The organism is Sporosarcina sp. D27 (assembly GCF_000586555.1).
Classification (GTDB): domain Bacteria; phylum Bacillota; class Bacilli; order Bacillales_A; family Planococcaceae; genus Sporosarcina.
This window is the reverse complement of record NZ_AZUC01000010.1, coordinates 1-15,710: the sequence shown is the minus strand read 5'-3', so window position 1 is coordinate 15,710 and position 15,710 is coordinate 1. Positions and strand designations below refer to the sequence as shown.

15 protein-coding genes are annotated in these 15,710 nt (G+C 44.9%); 10 read left to right on the top strand and 5 right to left on the bottom strand.

Annotated elements, in window-relative coordinates:
• Positions 1-453 precede the first annotated feature (453 nt).
• Entirely contained in the window at positions 454-720 is a 267-nt protein-coding gene (locus N693_RS0102110; RefSeq protein WP_025783138.1) for a hypothetical protein, read from the top strand.
• A 170-nt stretch (positions 721-890) separates the two neighbouring features.
• Positions 891-2,795 carry a mechanosensitive ion channel gene (locus N693_RS0102105; protein WP_025783137.1) on the top strand — a complete coding sequence of 635 codons (1,905 nt, stop codon included), beginning with the start codon at positions 891-893 and terminating at the stop codon, positions 2,793-2,795.
• A gap of 45 nt (positions 2,796-2,840) precedes the next feature.
• Here N693_RS0102105 and N693_RS0102100 read toward each other — a convergent pair whose 3' ends face one another.
• From N693_RS0102100 to N693_RS0102080, 5 genes are all read right to left on the bottom strand, one after another.
• The gene (locus tag N693_RS0102100; RefSeq protein ID WP_025783136.1) at positions 2,841-3,476 is read right to left on the bottom strand and encodes a response regulator transcription factor; all 636 of its coding nucleotides are present in this window, start codon (positions 3,474-3,476) and stop codon (positions 2,841-2,843) included.
• Complete coding sequence (locus N693_RS0102095; RefSeq protein WP_025783135.1) at positions 3,451-4,497, bottom strand: sensor histidine kinase; 1,047 nt, start codon at positions 4,495-4,497, stop codon at positions 3,451-3,453. Before N693_RS0102095 ends, N693_RS0102100 begins: the two co-directional genes overlap by 26 nt.
• A complete protein-coding gene (liaF, locus tag N693_RS0102090; protein WP_025783134.1) occupies positions 4,494-5,195 on the bottom strand; it encodes a cell wall-active antibiotics response protein LiaF in 702 nt (233 codons plus the stop codon). Before liaF ends, N693_RS0102095 begins: the two co-directional genes overlap by 4 nt.
• Before the next feature lie 202 nt (positions 5,196-5,397).
• Positions 5,398-6,006: a hypothetical protein gene (locus N693_RS0102085; RefSeq protein ID WP_025783133.1), complete on the bottom strand. Its 609-nt coding sequence runs from the start codon at positions 6,004-6,006 to the stop codon at positions 5,398-5,400.
• Positions 6,007-6,018: 12 nt separating this feature from the next.
• Positions 6,019-6,366: a hypothetical protein gene (locus tag N693_RS0102080; protein ID WP_025783132.1), complete on the bottom strand. Its 348-nt coding sequence runs from the start codon at positions 6,364-6,366 to the stop codon at positions 6,019-6,021.
• A 199-nt stretch (positions 6,367-6,565) separates the two neighbouring features.
• On the opposite strand from N693_RS0102080, the gene N693_RS0102075 reads away from it, so the two are divergent.
• The 8 genes from N693_RS0102075 to N693_RS20745 all read left to right on the top strand — a co-directional run bounded on the left by N693_RS0102075 (position 6,566) and on the right by N693_RS20745 (position 15,510).
• Positions 6,566-7,714, top strand: coding sequence for a thiolase family protein (locus N693_RS0102075; RefSeq protein ID WP_025783131.1), 1,149 nt, complete (start codon positions 6,566-6,568; stop codon positions 7,712-7,714).
• Positions 7,715-7,741: 27 nt separating this feature from the next.
• Positions 7,742-8,890: an acyl-CoA dehydrogenase family protein gene (locus N693_RS0102070; RefSeq protein ID WP_025783130.1), complete on the top strand. Its 1,149-nt coding sequence runs from the start codon at positions 7,742-7,744 to the stop codon at positions 8,888-8,890.
• A 55-nt stretch (positions 8,891-8,945) separates the two neighbouring features.
• The gene (locus N693_RS0102065) at positions 8,946-10,559 is read left to right on the top strand and encodes a long-chain fatty acid--CoA ligase (protein WP_025783129.1); all 1,614 of its coding nucleotides are present in this window, start codon (positions 8,946-8,948) and stop codon (positions 10,557-10,559) included.
• Between the two features lie 532 nt (positions 10,560-11,091).
• On the top strand, positions 11,092-11,703 hold the full coding sequence (locus N693_RS0102060; protein WP_025783128.1) for a DedA family protein: 612 nt from the start codon (positions 11,092-11,094) through the stop codon (positions 11,701-11,703).
• Positions 11,704-11,709: 6 nt separating this feature from the next.
• Positions 11,710-12,537 (top strand): undecaprenyl-diphosphate phosphatase, encoded by an 828-nt coding sequence (locus N693_RS0102055; RefSeq protein WP_025783127.1) that lies wholly within the window; start codon positions 11,710-11,712, stop codon positions 12,535-12,537.
• 170 nt (positions 12,538-12,707) lie between these two features.
• The gene (locus tag N693_RS0102050; protein WP_025783126.1) at positions 12,708-13,412 is read left to right on the top strand and encodes a response regulator transcription factor; all 705 of its coding nucleotides are present in this window, start codon (positions 12,708-12,710) and stop codon (positions 13,410-13,412) included.
• The gene (locus tag N693_RS0102045) at positions 13,402-14,757 is read left to right on the top strand and encodes a cell wall metabolism sensor histidine kinase WalK (protein WP_025783125.1); all 1,356 of its coding nucleotides are present in this window, start codon (positions 13,402-13,404) and stop codon (positions 14,755-14,757) included. Before N693_RS0102050 ends, N693_RS0102045 begins: the two co-directional genes overlap by 11 nt.
• 42 nt (positions 14,758-14,799) lie before the next feature.
• A complete protein-coding gene (locus N693_RS20745; protein ID WP_025783124.1) occupies positions 14,800-15,510 on the top strand; it encodes a PepSY domain-containing protein in 711 nt (236 codons plus the stop codon).
• Positions 15,511-15,710 lie beyond the last annotated feature (200 nt).

Below are 15,710 nucleotides of genomic sequence, written 5' to 3'. Positions count from 1 at the left end.
CACCTATTCTTATTAAAGAACAAGTGAATGCACATCGTTTAAAACTACTATACAAAGAAGATGCACATGCTGTCAATTTGAACAATTCGCAAGAAGCCACGTAGCTGTTGATGAGTTGCATGGTGAGAGCGAGTAGTTGACGACCACCTAGATTACCAATGGGAGCTTGAGCTTGCGAATTCAGTACTTCTAATACGAATCCAAAAAACTTATCAGCTTTGGAATATTAAGTGCGATGGAATTGTACAAGCAGTTTGTTAATATTTTGTAGCATGTGTAACAAGCAATTGAAATAAACAATGGAGCGACGGCTCGTGCGCCGTAAGCTTAACTGGATGATAAAGAGAGAAGGACAATATACAGTTTTTTGTGTTTGAACTTATAAATTATAGGGAATTGTAATTGGATAACTGGTGTAGATTTCTTAACTAAGATGAAGAGGGGGAGTATGGAATGACCATTAAAGACGGGAAATATCCAAACAAAGAAGACTTGGAACCAAAAGTGCCGAAACAAGGGAAACCAGCAGGACCTGCGAATGAGCTGCCATTGTCTGATCCCGCCGATTCAAACTTCACCCACGAGTTTCTAGAGAACGAACGGGAAGAAACCGGGGAGCATGCACCTTCTATATCTAAGAAAAGTGAAGAGAAGTCCTCTGAGCGTACTCACAATGAAAAAGCCCACACAGAATGGAACGAGTCTAAACGCAACACATAAGCCAGCTGACGCATCCAGTCAGCTGGTTTTCTTATGCTCTGAGGTTAAACAGATTAGCTACTTTTTGAATAAGCCGGTGCTTCTATTTTTGAATTGCGCATTTAGCAGGTTTACCAATCTTCATTTGTAGGAATAGATGACTAGACTATTTACTAGAATGGAGGATCTTAATGTTTAGAGACCCGTATTATTCAAACCTTTTTAGCTGGCTACCAGATCTACTGCTCGGCATTATTGTACTTATCATTGGTTTTATCATTGCTAAAGTTGCTGAAGGTGCAGTTGTGAAAGCCATGAAAAAAGGTCACATGAATGAAAGATTGAACATGCAACACCAAAAGTGGAGTGCCGACCGAATTGCCGGCAAGATTGTATTTTTCGGTATCTTACTACTGACTATTCTAATCTTCTTTAATATAATGAATCTCAACACAATATCTTCACCATTCCTGGATGTATTTGCAGGACTTAGTGGTGCGGTACTCGGAATTCTAAAAGCAGGTCTAATCCTACTGTTGGCTTGGGTACTTGCAACCGTCGTGAAAAAACTGATTCTGTCTGCGGGACACAAAGTGAATGTACACAAATATGTTTCTAAAGTAGGTGGTACTGCAGAGTCTGTCGATAAAGCGCAATGGATTTCGACTGCTGCGAACGTTGCTTTCTACTTGATTTTACTTCTATTCATCCCAGCGGTATTGAATGCGCTCGGATTAACCGGAGTGAGTGGCCCATTTGAAAACTTGTTAACCGGATTTGTCGCATTCATCCCTAAGCTTGTGGGTGCGGCACTCATCTTCATAGTAGGTATTATGATCGCTAAAATTGTTCGCATGATTGTGACGAAGTTGCTCGAATCCATCGGTATAGATAAAGTTGCGGACAAATTGAAAGTTTCTTCTACTGTAAATGGGACAAGTATTTCGAAAGTGCTCGGAACCATCGTGTTCGTTTTGATTTTGATACCTGTTACGATTTCAGCACTTGAAGTACTGGACTTAGAAGGGATCTCGCTGCCTGCCATTGCCATGTTGAATGACATCATGGTCATGCTTCCTAAAATCATCGTTGCGATTGCATTGATTCTGGTGGGTGTATACGCGGCGAAGTGGATTAAAGGCGTTGTGGAAACGTTACTCTCAAATCTCGGCGTGGACTCCCTCTCGAATAAGATGGGCGTGAAGTCAACAAACCGTACAGGCAGTTTTACTGTTTCATCTGTTATCGGAACGATTGTACAAATCGTAGTCATTCTACTGTTTGTTGTAGAAGCTCTTCAAATGGTACATCTTGCGTTCATGGTGACTCTGGCAACTGCAATTTTCGCTTACTTGCCAATGGTACTTGCTGCAGTACTGATTCTTGCAGTTGGGTTCTGGCTTGCGAACCTTGCAGAGAAGTTCATCGGAAGTGTCATGCAAACGAAGCAAGGGAATCCACACATTCTCCGCTACGTCGCGAAATACGCTATCTTAGCGTTTGCGTTCTTTATGGCGCTTAGTCAGCTTGGTATTGCACCGGCAATCATCAACGCTGCATTCATCCTCATATTGGGTGGTGTTGCACTTGCATTCGGTCTTGCATTCGGACTGGGTGGACGCGATCATGCATCCCGTTACTTGTCTAAAATGGAATCTAGCTTGCAAGATGTAGATGTTTCCAAAGAAAGTTGGGAGCAGCAAAAAGAGGAAATGAAACAGGATGCTGAGCAAGCAAAACAACAGGCGAAAGACGGAATGGATGCTACAAAAGCTCAGATGGAACAAGAAAAGGACCAGATGAAACAAGCAACTGAGCAAGCTCCGCCAGTTCCTTCGTCTGACAACGTTCCTGGAGATCCTGAAGCTGGCTTAAGAGGACCTACACATTCTGATGTAAATGAAGTCCCGCCCGCTGAGAATTTTGGAGGGAATGATCCGATCACTTTTACAAAAGATGACTTGGATACGGGTTATAACGAAGTGGAACCAGGAGAAGAATATCCATATGGAGACCACGATTCGCAGAGCAGATTCAACAAAGAAGCTCACGAGCAGTGGAACAACCAGAAGCCTAAAGATGATCAAAATCATTAAGTATGATAAAACGCGCAGTCGGGAACATCCCTGGCTGCGCGTTTTTCATTGGACTAATTTATGATGAAAGGCATAAATGACTGCTTGCGTACGGTCTTGGACTTCTAGTTTTGAAAGTACATTACTGACGTGTGTCTTAACAGTTTTCAGGGAAATGAACAGCTCATCCGCAATTTCCTGATTGGACTTTCCTTGAGCGAGGAGTAACAACGTCTCAAGTTCGCGCTGCGTCAACTCTTCGTGAAGAGGTTGGTCAGATCCGCCACTCCTCATTTTTTCCATCATTTTGACCGTCACTTCCGGTTCCAGAACCGTTTGGCCTTGTACGGTTTCGCGGATCGCTTGGGCAATACGCTTAGCGTTTGACGTCTTTAAAATGTAACTGGCAGCACCTGCTTCGAGTGCTGGATAGACTTTATCGTCATCTAAAAAACTAGTAACGACGATGATTTTTGCTTCTGGCCATTGTTGAATGATTGCTTTCGTTGCTTCAGCACCGGTCATGATTGGCATGACCATGTCCATTAAAATGATGTCTGGCCGTAATTCAAGTGCTTTTTCAACCGCTTCTCCACCGTCGACTGCTTCTCCGACGACTTCCATATCAGGTTGAGTCCCTAGATATGCAGATACTCCGATGCGAACCATTTCATGATCATCTGCGAGTAGTACGCGTATCATGCGCTTCCTCCTCCTCTGTCCTAATCGGTAATTTCACTTCTACAATCGTTCCTTGCGAAGGGACGGATACGATTTTGCACACAGCACCAATTTCAACGGCACGTTCTTTGACGTTCTGAAGGCCATACGAGCCGCCTTTTCCGCCCGATTCACTAAATCCAACACCGTTATCTTGTACGCGGAAAATCGCCAGTCCCTCTCGTTCGATGAAGACCACGTCAACTTCAGTTGCTTGTGCATGACGGAGGGTATTCGACAAGGTTTCCTGTGCGATGCGGAACAAATGATCTTCTGCGCCTTTCGAAAGGGGAACGTCTTCCAGCCGGAATCGAATGGTGAACGTTACTTTTTCCTGCAGTTCCGTCAGCAATTCCTCAAGTCCTTCTTTCAGTGATTTACTATTAAGGACTGCAGGGCGTAAATGTAGCAGTAACGCGCGCATCTCGAGTTGTGCTTGTTGCACCATTCGTTCCACTTGGAGTAGTGGTTTTTGGAGCGCTGTTTCTTTGGGTTGCTCTGTAAGTGCCGACAACAGCATTGATGCTGCGAACAATTGTTGGGAAACGGAGTCATGAAGGTCGCGAGCGAGACGTTGCCGTTCTTCAATTAGTCGCTCCTGGATGATCTGATCTTGGTCCTCAGCTCGTTGATCAGTTATGCGCTGTAAGCTTCGTTTTTGTGTCTCCAACACTTCTGAAACAGAAGCGATTGTTCGATTTAGTTTGCGGGAAATGTTCTTATTCGAAGGGGTGGTTCCTTCTTCTGCGAGCTTATTAAGTGTGCGTTCAATCGTCTTTTCCTTCGAGCGCGCAATGTTATATATCCAGTATGAAAACAACCAGCCGAGAGTAATTGGGATAACGAGCAACCAAACTCCTACAGGCACATCCAGGAAGTTTACATTGTATAGATATTGCCATTCGAAGGATGGAGTGTATTCAATGATGTAATAAACCCCACCGGCACAAGCTACGGTAAATAGTGTGGATAGTAAAATTCCACGCCAAAAGAGACCGGTCATTTTCGAATCACCTCGACATCCCCAAATCGGACAGCTATTGAGATGATGAGTTCAGCTTCTGTACCAATTGTGCGATCATAACCATCTTTCATATGAATTGATTCATTCAACAATCGCTTCGGGGTTAAATCGAACAGACGACATTCACCGAATAAGACGGAGCAATGGATCCGCACGGGCAAATCGTATGGCAATTCGATTTTAACGCGTCCAAATCCTTGTCGGATAGAGATGAAGGAGGTCTGCTTTGGCAGCACCGTGTCTGTCACATCGATATAGAAGTCTCCAACCATTCCTTGTACGTGTACGTCTTGCCATTCATAGGAAGTAAATGGGGTCGACTGGCTGGAGAAGAGTCGATCTTTCCAAATACCGTTCTGTGTTTCTCGAGTAGTTTCTTTTAGAGGGCGCATAATTTCTTCTGCCGGCGTCCCTTTCCACAATCGGATAACCAAGTAAATCAGCATACCGAAAATGAGTAAACGTAAGCTCCATAACGAGAGCAAGGCAATCACGATAAATATGCCGCCTGATAAGACGAGCCATTTCGAGCGACGCTGAAGTCCGAAGTACATGGCAATGGCACCGAGAAAGAAGAAGATGACGTTCCCATTTCCAAATAAACCAGTTTCCAAAAATACAAGGAGTGCAAATGCCATGATCCACAATGTAGTTCGCTCTGTTTTGCTCCGATTCATTTTGCTTCCGCTCCTTTCTCGATGTCAGTACTTTACTGAGGGTAGAGGGCGCTATTCACGGAGTTACCCGTCCGCATAGTGGCGCACCCCGCTCGTCTCGCACAGGGCGACCCGCCCGAAAGGCTATCGTTCAGAAAAAAGAACTGCCGAGCGGTCAAGGATGTCCCTGATCACCCGGACAGCTCCTTGCTGTCTTTTCAGTTTACACGATTTTCTCGATAGTTGCTTCATCTGCCGTCAAATCGTCTAGACGGCGTCGCATGGATGCGATGTCATCATCTTTAGCGGAATCATGATTAACGGGTTCGACAGATGAAGGATCGAGATCTACAAAGAAAATGCGATCCATCCGGCTATTTGCCCGTTTTGCGTTTTCTTCACCCATTAACTTCAAGCGGCGGACTTGCATATCTTTCACTTTGTGCTTCATGCTTTCAAAACGGCGTTCCAATGCAATCATGGACTCCGTCGTGTCTGCTTCAAGAGAACGCAATTCGTCACGACGTCGACTATACGCCTCGGCCTCGTCTTTCGCGTAGTTGATAAGCGCTTCGTCTCCTGTTGCTTCAGCTAAAGAGAATTGTTCTGTCCGTTTGTCAGTTAGCTGTTCTGCTTCAAGTAGTTCCTTTGTGACTTCATCGCGCAAAATCCTTTGGCGCTCCAAAAGTTTCCCTACTGCTCTTGTTTGCTGCTCGGCTTCCTTGATGGTTTCATTTAACACATCTGCGGAATTTTGTGTCTTGCGTTTTGCTGTTATTTGCTCGAGATCTTCTTGTACGGCGAATTTGAATTTATACCATAGTTCATTCATCAAAAGCCCTCCTTATTTATTGAATTCGTTCCATTGTTTTTCGAACTTTGCGAACGGGTCTGCATCGATTACATTGCTGTTTGTGCGTTGGTTCAATTTCCATTTGCGCCATGCATAGTAAGCCCCGGCTGCAGCAAGAAGTCCGATGAATGCAGGGATGTTTGAAATTCCTGTTAGGACTCCAACTAAGATGATGATCCCCCACAGAATCCGGCTGATGGTTGAGTCACTTTTACGGAAGTAGTGCCAACCAAAAATTGCGGCAGCTGCTGATAGCGCGAGTGCTAAGATGGACCCGATATTGGCGACTGCTACAATTGCGGCGATAATTCCGAAGACAATCAGTAGAAATTTTTTCATGTTTTTTGGTGCCTCCCTTCGTTTGTACCCTAATGATAAGATGGAATGGGATTTATCCAAACAGGCTTGGTGTGGAGATTCGTCTCATACTTTAGGATGAGATCCAATCGAAACTATGAAACAAAGATTGAAACCGCTTTCAATAATTGTTATAGTTATTAGAAAACTAGGACTATTCTAATGCGAAGGAAGTGTCGTAATGAGAGAAACTGTAATCGTAGCAGGAGTGCGGACTCCGGTAGGAAGAAGGAAGGGGAGTCTCGCCAGCACGCGACCTGATGAACTCGCTGCGCTTGTTTTGGATGAACTGATGGAACGGGCGGGTGTTGCGAAGGAAGAAACGGACGACGTCATTCTCGGGTGTGTCACACAATCAGGTGAACAAGGCGGCAATATCGCGCGTACAGCTGCGCTTATTGGTGGATTTCCGATAACTGTTCCAGGGGTGACGATTGACCGTCAATGTGGATCGAGTCAACAAGCGGTACACTTCGCTTCACAAGCGATTGCAAGTGGAGATATGGACGTCGTAATTGCGGGTGGAGTGGAAAGCATGACGCGTGAGCCGATGTTCTCCAATATGCATGTCGCAAAGCCGAGTGGCAAATTGTTGTCACAGTATGAAATCATTAATCAAGGTCTGTCTGCTGAGCGGATTGCTTCAAAATGGAAGCTATCGCGCGAAACACTCGATCAGTTTGCATATGATAGCCACCAGAAAGCAATGCAGGCAATCGATGGAGGACGGTTCGATGAAGAAATCGTCCCTGTTTCCGTAATGGACCAAGAAGGGAATTCGAAATTATTTTCTATAGATGAAGGACCACGACCGGAGTCGACGTTAGAAGCGTTGGCTGGATTGAAGACGGTATTTGATGAACAAGGCGTCATTACAGCGGGAAATGCGAGTCAAATGAGTGATGGGGCATCCGCAGTGTTGCTCATGAGCCAGGAAAAGGCCGAAAAACTTGGCGTCAAGCCGATTGCGCGGATTGTGGCACGTACAGTAGTCGGTTCAGATCCGACACTTATGCTTACGGGCCCCATTGAAGCGACCCATCAAGTGCTTAAGAAAGCCGGGTTGACGATTGACGATATGGATCTCTATGAAGTGAATGAAGCGTTTGCATCCGTTCCGCTTGCATGGCTCGCGGAGACAGGAGCGGACAGTACGAAGTTGAATGTGAATGGCGGGGCGATCGCTCTCGGCCACCCCCTTGGTGCAACGGGAACGAAGTTACTCGTATCGTTAATGCACGAATTAAAACATTCTGGTGGACGTTATGGGTTACTAGCGATTTGTGAAGGAATGGGTATGGCCAACGCAACAATTATTGAAATGATTTAATCCCATTGAAAAGGGAGGTCAGTTTAAATGAAACGTTATCGTTTTGAAACGGAAGAACATGTTTTATTCAGAAAGACGCTTCGTAAGTTTCTAGAAAAGGAAGCTGTGCCACTTTACGACGAATGGGAACAGCAGCGTCTTGTACCAAAAGCGTTTTGGCGGAAGCTTGGCGAGATGGGCTTTCTTTGCCCTCAAATTGACGAGCAATATGGTGGATTGGGATTGGATTTTAGCTACGGTGTTATTATCGGCGAAGAGATGGAAAGAGTCGGTGCAGGTTTGACAGGAATTGGTTTGCATAATGACATCGTTGTCCCATATATTGAATCGTACGGGACAGACGAGCAGAAGGAGCGTTATTTGCCTGGATGTCTGACGGCTGACTTCATCACCGGAGTAGCGATGACGGAACCGGGGACAGGATCAGACTTAGCGAGTGTTCAGACGAGCGCTCGTAGGGAAGGCGAATTCTATATTGTGAATGGTCAAAAGACGTTCATTACAAATGGAGTCAACGGCAACCTGTTCTTAACGGTTGTCAAAACAGATGTCCACGCGGAGCCGAGGCATCGCGGGATCAGTCTGCTGCTCATTGAAGAAGGAATGGAGGGATTCACAAAAGGACGTAAGCTGGACAAAGTCGGGATGCATTCCCAAGATACTGCAGAGCTCTATTTTGAAGAGTGTAAAGTGCCTGTTGCCAATCTGATCGGTGATGAGAATAAAGGCTTTCACTACTTGATGCAAAAATTACAGCAAGAACGGCTCCTCGTTGCACTATCTGCACAAACGGCTTCAGAAGACATGTTAGAGATGACACTTGAGTATGTGAAGGATCGGCAAGCGTTCGGCAAGTCGATTGGATCTTTTCAGAACACACAGTTTAAGTTGGCGGAAGTGGCAACAAAAGTGGAACTTGGAAAGACATTCTTAGAGTCATTAATCGAAGATCATATGAGCGGTGCTGACGTCGTCACGAAAGTATCGATGGCGAAGTACTGGATTACGGAAAGTGCACGGGAAATTGCAACGGAGTGCATGAAATTGTACGGTGGCTATGGTTATATGGAAGAGTATAAAATTGCTCGACGCTATCGGGATATCCCAGTGACGTCGATTTACGCAGGAACGAACGAAATTATGAAAGTGATCATCGCTAAGAATCTCGGACTTTAATTCATATGTATGATATACGCATGACCAATTTAAAGGACAAAGGGAGATGGCCATAATGATGCAAACACCACTCAATTTAACGTCGTTCATCCGACGTGCTGAACAGTTTTTTCCGGAGAAGCTCATCATTTCACGTACCGCAGCAGATACGATTCACCGCATCCCGTATCGCGAATTTGCGAAACGGACGCGGAAGCTTGCAGACGCACTGACGAAACTAGGAATGCAGCACGGAACGAAAGTGGCGACGTTCGGTTGGAATCATCATCGGCATTTAGAAGCGTACTTTGGTGTGCCTTGCACGGGTGCTGTTTTGCACATGGTAAATATCCGTTTATCCCCTGAGCATATTGCGTATGTCATCAACCATGCAGAAGACGAAATTCTATTAGTAGACGATAATTTGTTCCCGCATCTTGAGAAGTTGGCTCCGCTATTGAAAACAGTGAAACACTATGTCATTATGGGCGACAGCAAAGAAGTACCAGAGACGAACTTGCCGAATGTCTATGCTTACGAGGCACTTCTCGACGATGCTTCGGACACATTCGAATTTCCTGAGGACTTGGATGAAAACACGCCTGCGGGCATGTGCTATACGTCTGCAACGACGGGCAATCCGAAAGGCGTCGTTTACACGCACCGTGGGATTGTGCTCCATAGTTATGCACTCGGACTAGCAGATGCAATGGGGCTGCAAGAGCGAGATGTCATCATGCCTGTTGTACCAATGTTCCATGTCAATGCTTGGGGGATGCCGTTCGCTGCCGTGTTCTTTGGTTCTACACAAGTACTTCCCGGGCCAGGAATTATCCCGGATTTATTATTAGATTTGATCGAACAAGAAAAGGTGACATTGACGGCGGGGGTGCCGACAATTTGGCTAGCCGTGTTGAAATCTCAAGATGCGAAACCACGTGATCTGTCTTCGTTAAGGGCCGTTGTCTGTGGTGGTTCGGCTGCACCGAAAGGGCTAATTCGCGCATTTGAGGAACGTTATCAGGTTCCGTTCATTATTGGATACGGCATGACGGAAACTTCGCCACTCGTCAGTTTGTCGGTGTTGACGTCGGGGATGGATGACGTCACAATGGACGAAAAAATCGACATTCGGTCGTTGCAGGGTCTTGTGATGCCGGGATTGGATGTGAAGATTGTCAACGAAAACGGTGAAGTTCCGTGGGATGGCAAGACGATGGGAGAACTTGCGGTTCGAGGGCCATGGATTGCGGATGAATACTATAAAGATGAACGGACATCAGAGGCATTCCGGGACGGTTGGTTGTATACAGGAGATATTGCGGTCATGACAGACTTCGGCTACTTGAAACTGACGGATCGGACGAAAGATCTTATCAAGAGTGGTGGCGAGTGGATTTCATCCGTTGACTTGGAGAATGCACTCATGTCACATGATGCTGTGTTTGAGGCTGCGGTAATTGCAGTGCCGCATGAGAAGTGGCAAGAACGTCCTCTTGGCTGTGTCGTATTGGCGGACGGACAAGAAGAGAATGAGGCCATGAAGGCGGAACTCTTGGAGTACATGGAAGGACAATTCGCAAAATGGTGGGTCCCAGATGATATCATCTTTATGGAAGAGATTCCGAAAACCTCTGTCGGGAAGTTCTTGAAAGCCGAGTTGCGCAAACAACTGGTTGTATCGAAGTAAGTATGGAAAATGAAGCCCGTCTGGCAAAGAGTGCTGGACGGGTTTTGTTGTTCTGAAGTCATAGAATGGAAGCTTGTTTCGTAAACTAATAGAGATTGGGCGAAACTTGTGGCGGGGGATGTCGTCTTTATGACAAGCTAGGTGAGAATGTTTTGATCAGAATTGAAGATTTATGAGCGGAATGCGTGGGTTATGATCAGATACTGGGATTTATGAGCGGAATGAGTGGTATATGATCACATTTCGAGATTTATGAGCGTGATGCGTGGTTTATGATCATATTTCGAGATTTATGAGCGTGATGCGTGAGTTATGATCACATTCCGAGATTTATGAGCGGGATGCGTGAGTTATGATCAGATTCCGAGATTTATGAGCGGAATGCGTGGATTATGATCACATTTCGGGATTTATGAGCGCAATCCAAGATTTATGATCACATCACAAGGTTTATGAGCATTTCCCTATGATGTATGAGCAATAGTAGTGGGCGATTTTCAGTTTCGTAACAATTAGGGACGGGAGGGCGTGGATGGAAGAGTGGATCATGGAGTTGTTGGCGGAATATGGCTATTATGGCGTGCTTGCACTCATCTTAGTGGAAAACCTGTTTCCTCCGATTCCCTCTGAACTGATTTTGACATTCAGTGGTTTTTTAGTAGCATCCCACAGTCTATCAATAGGATGGATGATAGCGGCAGCTACGACCGGGTCAGTAATCGGAGCCATGTTCCTATACGGCATCGGCATGTTTCTTGACGTTCCCCGGCTCGAACGACTTACAGATCGATATGGTCGTTTGCTCAGGCTGAAGCGGAAGGATATTCGTCGGGCGGATGCATGGTTTCACAAGTATGGACCTTGGACAGTGCTCTTTTGTAGAATGATTCCGCTTGTTCGGAGTCTCATTTCGATACCAGCCGGAATGTCTGGGATGAACTTCCCTCTTTTCATCATACTCACGACTTTAGGAAGTTTGGTTTGGAACTGTGTCCTCATTTTCACAGGGGTCAAGCTTGGGGCGAACTTTGAATCGGTCCTCGGATATATGGACATCTATTCAAACGTTGTGTATATTTTAATAGGAATTGGCGGAGTGGTCGCATGCATCTCGTATGTCAGACTTCGCAGAAAGTGGGTATAATCAATTATGGATTTATTTGAACTTTTAAAAGCGCTCCTGTTAGGTTTTGTTGAAGGAATGACGGAGTTTGCTCCCGTTTCGTCAACGGGACATTTAATTATTGTCGATGACATGTGGTTGAAAAGTGAAGAGTTTCTTGGGAAATATCCTTCTATCACATTTAAAATCGTCATTCAGCTCGGTTCAATACTAGCCGTTGTTGTCGTGTTTTGGAAGCGGCTATTCAGTTTAGTCGGTCTTTATAAAGTGGATGGTCAAAAGGCGAGCAAAAGTTTCAACTTGCTTCACGTGATCGTAGGTATGTTGCCGGCAGTTATTCTTGGATTTGCTCTAAAGGATTTGATCGATGACTATTTGTTTGGCGTTGAAACGGTCATCATTGCGCTTGTCGCAGGTGCGATTCTCATGATTGCGGCGGATCGATTCGGACCAAAAACTCCACGCGTAACAACTCTTGACCAAATTACATATCGTCAAGCCTTTACCGTTGGACTCGTTCAATGTTTGTCACTTTGGCCAGGGTTTTCACGATCAGGTGCCACGATTTCAGGTGGTGTATTATTTGGGATGAACCACAGAACCGCAGCGGACTTTACGTTCATCATGGCGGTTCCGATCATGATGGGTGCCAGTCTCGTTTCTGTGTTGAAAAACTGGGAGTACCTATCGATGGATCATATCTCGTTCTATGTCGTAGGATTCCTCAGCGCATTCGTGTTCTCGCTGCTGTCAATCCGATTCTTCCTGAAACTGATCTCGAAGATCAAACTCGTTCCATTTGCAATCTATCGTATTGTTTTAGCGATTATTTTAGCGATTATCGTATTTATCTAAGAAGCATTCCCGCTCACAAAGCGGGTAGCTTCTTTTTTTTGCTTGCATTTAATTTCTCCTATTAGATAGAAAACTGATAGAATTAAGAAAAACTTTCGTTTATATGAGGTTCGCTTCCAACGACAGCGAATCTCGTCTGATGACTAATCGATGGAAAAGGTGAACTGACAATGTCTGAAAAACTATTAATTATAGAAGATGAAGAAAGTATCGCGCGCGTCCTGCAATTGGAACTTGAGTTTGAGGGATACGAAGTGGCGACGTGTCATACAGGTACGGACGGTCTCATTATGTATCGTGAACAGGAATGGGACCTTGTTCTGCTTGATCTCATGCTTCCAGGTCTTAATGGTCTAGATGTATTGCGACGCATTCGTGCCGATGAATCGATGACCCCTGTTATATTGCTGACGGCGAAAAATGATATGGAGGACAAAGTGACGGGACTCGATTTGGGTGCCAATGACTATGTGACAAAACCATTCGAAATCGAAGAATTGCTTGCACGAATCCGTTCGGCACTCCGGTTTTCATCTAAAGGAGCACCTGAGGAAGCTGATGTTCATCTACATGAATTTAACGGGATTTCAATTCATGATCAGACGCGTGAAGTCCGTTGTGGTGGGCAATTAATCGAATTGACTCCACGGGAGTATGATTTGTTATTCCATTTGCTGAAGCATCCGAATCAGGTATTGACGAGAGAGCAATTACTCGACGCGGTATGGGGATTTGATTATTACGGAGATACGAATGTAGTCGACGTATACATCCGATATGTAAGAAAAAAAATTGATCCGGAATGTGGTCCTTCATTCATCCATACTGTTCGTGGGGTTGGGTATGCATTAAAGGATTCGCGTCATGAAACTTAAAAATAAAATCCACTCTCTTTCTACTTTGATGATGCTGATTTTGCTCATTTTAAGTAATTTAGGGATTTACTTCACGTTTGACCGAACTCAACACAAAACTGAATATAATCAACTGCTTGGAAGTGCCAAAGAATTAACAGTTGCACTTAGTAAAATGACTGATGAAAAAGAAGCGGGGATTATTTTACGCGCGTATGTACCGCCGAATGGGACTCTGCGAGTTATAGGTGAAAACGGCGACGATGTTTTGTCCGTACAGTCAATGGAAGGATTAGACCAAAAGTTTCCCGTTCCGGATAAAACAGAGGAATACACACTGGTTCCATATGAAGGTTATGAAGCCCTTTCAATTGCCATTCCTACAATTTGGCCGACTGGGGAAGTGGTCCAGCTGGAAGTCACTCAAGTATTGACGGACTTAAAGGCGAATTTGAGATTGTTGAAAATGGTTATGATCGGAATTACCTTGTTTGCAATGATCCCAATCATTATCTCAAGTATTACACTCGGACGCATTGTCACACAGCCAATTGAGAAGCTCATCCAAGCTATGACGGATAGCCGCCGATCAGGTACGTTCCAGCAAATTGCAGTTCCTGAACACGGAAAAGACGAGTTGGCCCAAATGGGGCAAACATTCAATGAACTGATGGTACAGCTGGAGCAGAACTATCGCAAACAGGAAAAGTTCGTGTCAGACGCATCCCATGAATTAAAAACGCCCATCACAGTCATAGACAGTTATGCGAGACTGCTTGAGCGTAGAGGGATGCATAAGCCGGAACTTACAGAAGAGGCGCTGACTGCGATTCGCAGCGAGACGAAACGCATGAAGGAAATGATTGAACAAATGTTGGACCTTGCCCGAAATAATGAACCGGCTTCCTACGTATTCGAAGAGACAGACTTACGTGTAATTGTAGATGATGCTACCCGAATGATTACGAGTGCCTATGGCAGGGCCATTCAGATTAAGGGACCAGACCATCTGACTTTATCAACAGACGGAACTCATTTAAAACAGCTTTTGATTATCTTGCTCGACAATGCGCGGAAATATAGTGAACGTGAAGTCGATGTTGAGATGGAAGATCGAAAGGAATATGTACGGATCAGCATCCGGGATTATGGAAAAGGAATTCCTGAAAAAGATATCCCATTCTTATTTGACCGGTTTTATCGGGTGGATGAAGACCGTAGCCGTAAAACGGGAGGCACCGGCTTAGGACTTGCCATTGCAAACGAAATTGCGGTTGGTCTAGGAACGAAACTCGACATTGAAAGTGAGGAAGGTAAAGGGACGAAAGTTACAATTTGGCTATTAAAAGAGACTGATTCTCAGTGAATTTTAATGTCTACCTGGTACTCTATAGTAGAGGTGAACGATATGAAAAAGGGCAGGAAGTTTTTGCTACCATTCTGTCTCGTGCTACTGCTGTTCGTTACGGGTATGTTTTATATGAGAAGTATCGTGTCTCACGCGGATGCCATTCCGGAAGATTCGATAAAGAACCAATTAGAAAAGATGTATAATGGCGAAGTAAACGATTTATTATTGCATGATGATATATATGGAGCGACACTTACTCGGGAAGGTTCCGTTTATGAGGTTCGTGTGGATGGTGCAACGGGGAACGTCCTATCAATGGTTTTGAAGGAGCCTTCTAAAGAGCTGGTTTTAAAACAAAAGGAAGCTGCTGAAAGAGCTAAGAAGGAAAAGGACAAGTCTTCGCTTGGGAAAACGGAAGAAGTGCCTGCTCAGTCAGCACCAGAAGAACATAAGCCACAACCTGAGACCCCGAAGCCAGCTCCGGTTCAGCCGAAGCCGCAACCCAAACCGCAAGAGAAACCTCAGCCGAAACCACCTGTAAATAAGCCAGCACCACAGAAAACGGTTTTACTTACAGAACAACAAGCCGTTCAAATTGCATTACGTCAATTGAATGGTGAAGTGGATGACGTCGATTTTGTCAAAACGTCAGAAGGTGGCTATTACCTCGTCGAAATCGAAATTGACGTTGATGATGGTCCTGACGAAGCGACCTATCAAATCCATGCGATCTCTGGCAAGGTTATGTCCGTCACATGGGACGACTGATTTTTAAGTGGATACTGAATGAAAACCTACCAACCAGCATGTGCTGGTTGGTTTTTTATTGTAATTATTCTTGAGTTATGAGCACATTCCGAGATTTATGAGCAAATCTCAGGGGTTATGATCACATTTCAAGATTTATGATCACAATCCCAGAGGTTATGATCAAATTTCGCGATTTATTGGTATTTTGTCAATAAACG

Coding starts and splice junctions, on each gene's coding strand:
- N693_RS0102105 (WP_025783137.1), top strand. CDS start 891: ATGTTTAGAGACCCGTATTATTCAAACCTTTTTAGCTGGCTACCAGAT.
- liaF (WP_025783134.1), bottom strand. CDS start 5,195: ATGAATCGGAGCAAAACAGAGCGAACTACATTGTGGATCATGGCATTT.
- N693_RS0102070 (WP_025783130.1), top strand. CDS start 7,742: ATGAAACGTTATCGTTTTGAAACGGAAGAACATGTTTTATTCAGAAAG.
- N693_RS0102055 (WP_025783127.1), top strand. CDS start 11,710: ATGGATTTATTTGAACTTTTAAAAGCGCTCCTGTTAGGTTTTGTTGAA.
- N693_RS0102065 (WP_025783129.1), top strand. CDS start 8,946: ATGATGCAAACACCACTCAATTTAACGTCGTTCATCCGACGTGCTGAA.
- N693_RS0102045 (WP_025783125.1), top strand. CDS start 13,402: ATGAAACTTAAAAATAAAATCCACTCTCTTTCTACTTTGATGATGCTG.
- N693_RS0102050 (WP_025783126.1), top strand. CDS start 12,708: ATGTCTGAAAAACTATTAATTATAGAAGATGAAGAAAGTATCGCGCGC.
- N693_RS0102110 (WP_025783138.1), top strand. CDS start 454: ATGACCATTAAAGACGGGAAATATCCAAACAAAGAAGACTTGGAACCA.
- N693_RS0102095 (WP_025783135.1), bottom strand. CDS start 4,497: ATGACCGGTCTCTTTTGGCGTGGAATTTTACTATCCACACTATTTACC.
- N693_RS0102060 (WP_025783128.1), top strand. CDS start 11,092: ATGGAAGAGTGGATCATGGAGTTGTTGGCGGAATATGGCTATTATGGC.
- N693_RS0102085 (WP_025783133.1), bottom strand. CDS start 6,006: ATGAATGAACTATGGTATAAATTCAAATTCGCCGTACAAGAAGATCTC.
- N693_RS20745 (WP_025783124.1), top strand. CDS start 14,800: ATGAAAAAGGGCAGGAAGTTTTTGCTACCATTCTGTCTCGTGCTACTG.
- N693_RS0102075 (WP_025783131.1), top strand. CDS start 6,566: ATGAGAGAAACTGTAATCGTAGCAGGAGTGCGGACTCCGGTAGGAAGA.
- N693_RS0102080 (WP_025783132.1), bottom strand. CDS start 6,366: ATGAAAAAATTTCTACTGATTGTCTTCGGAATTATCGCCGCAATTGTA.
- N693_RS0102100 (WP_025783136.1), bottom strand. CDS start 3,476: ATGATACGCGTACTACTCGCAGATGATCATGAAATGGTTCGCATCGGA.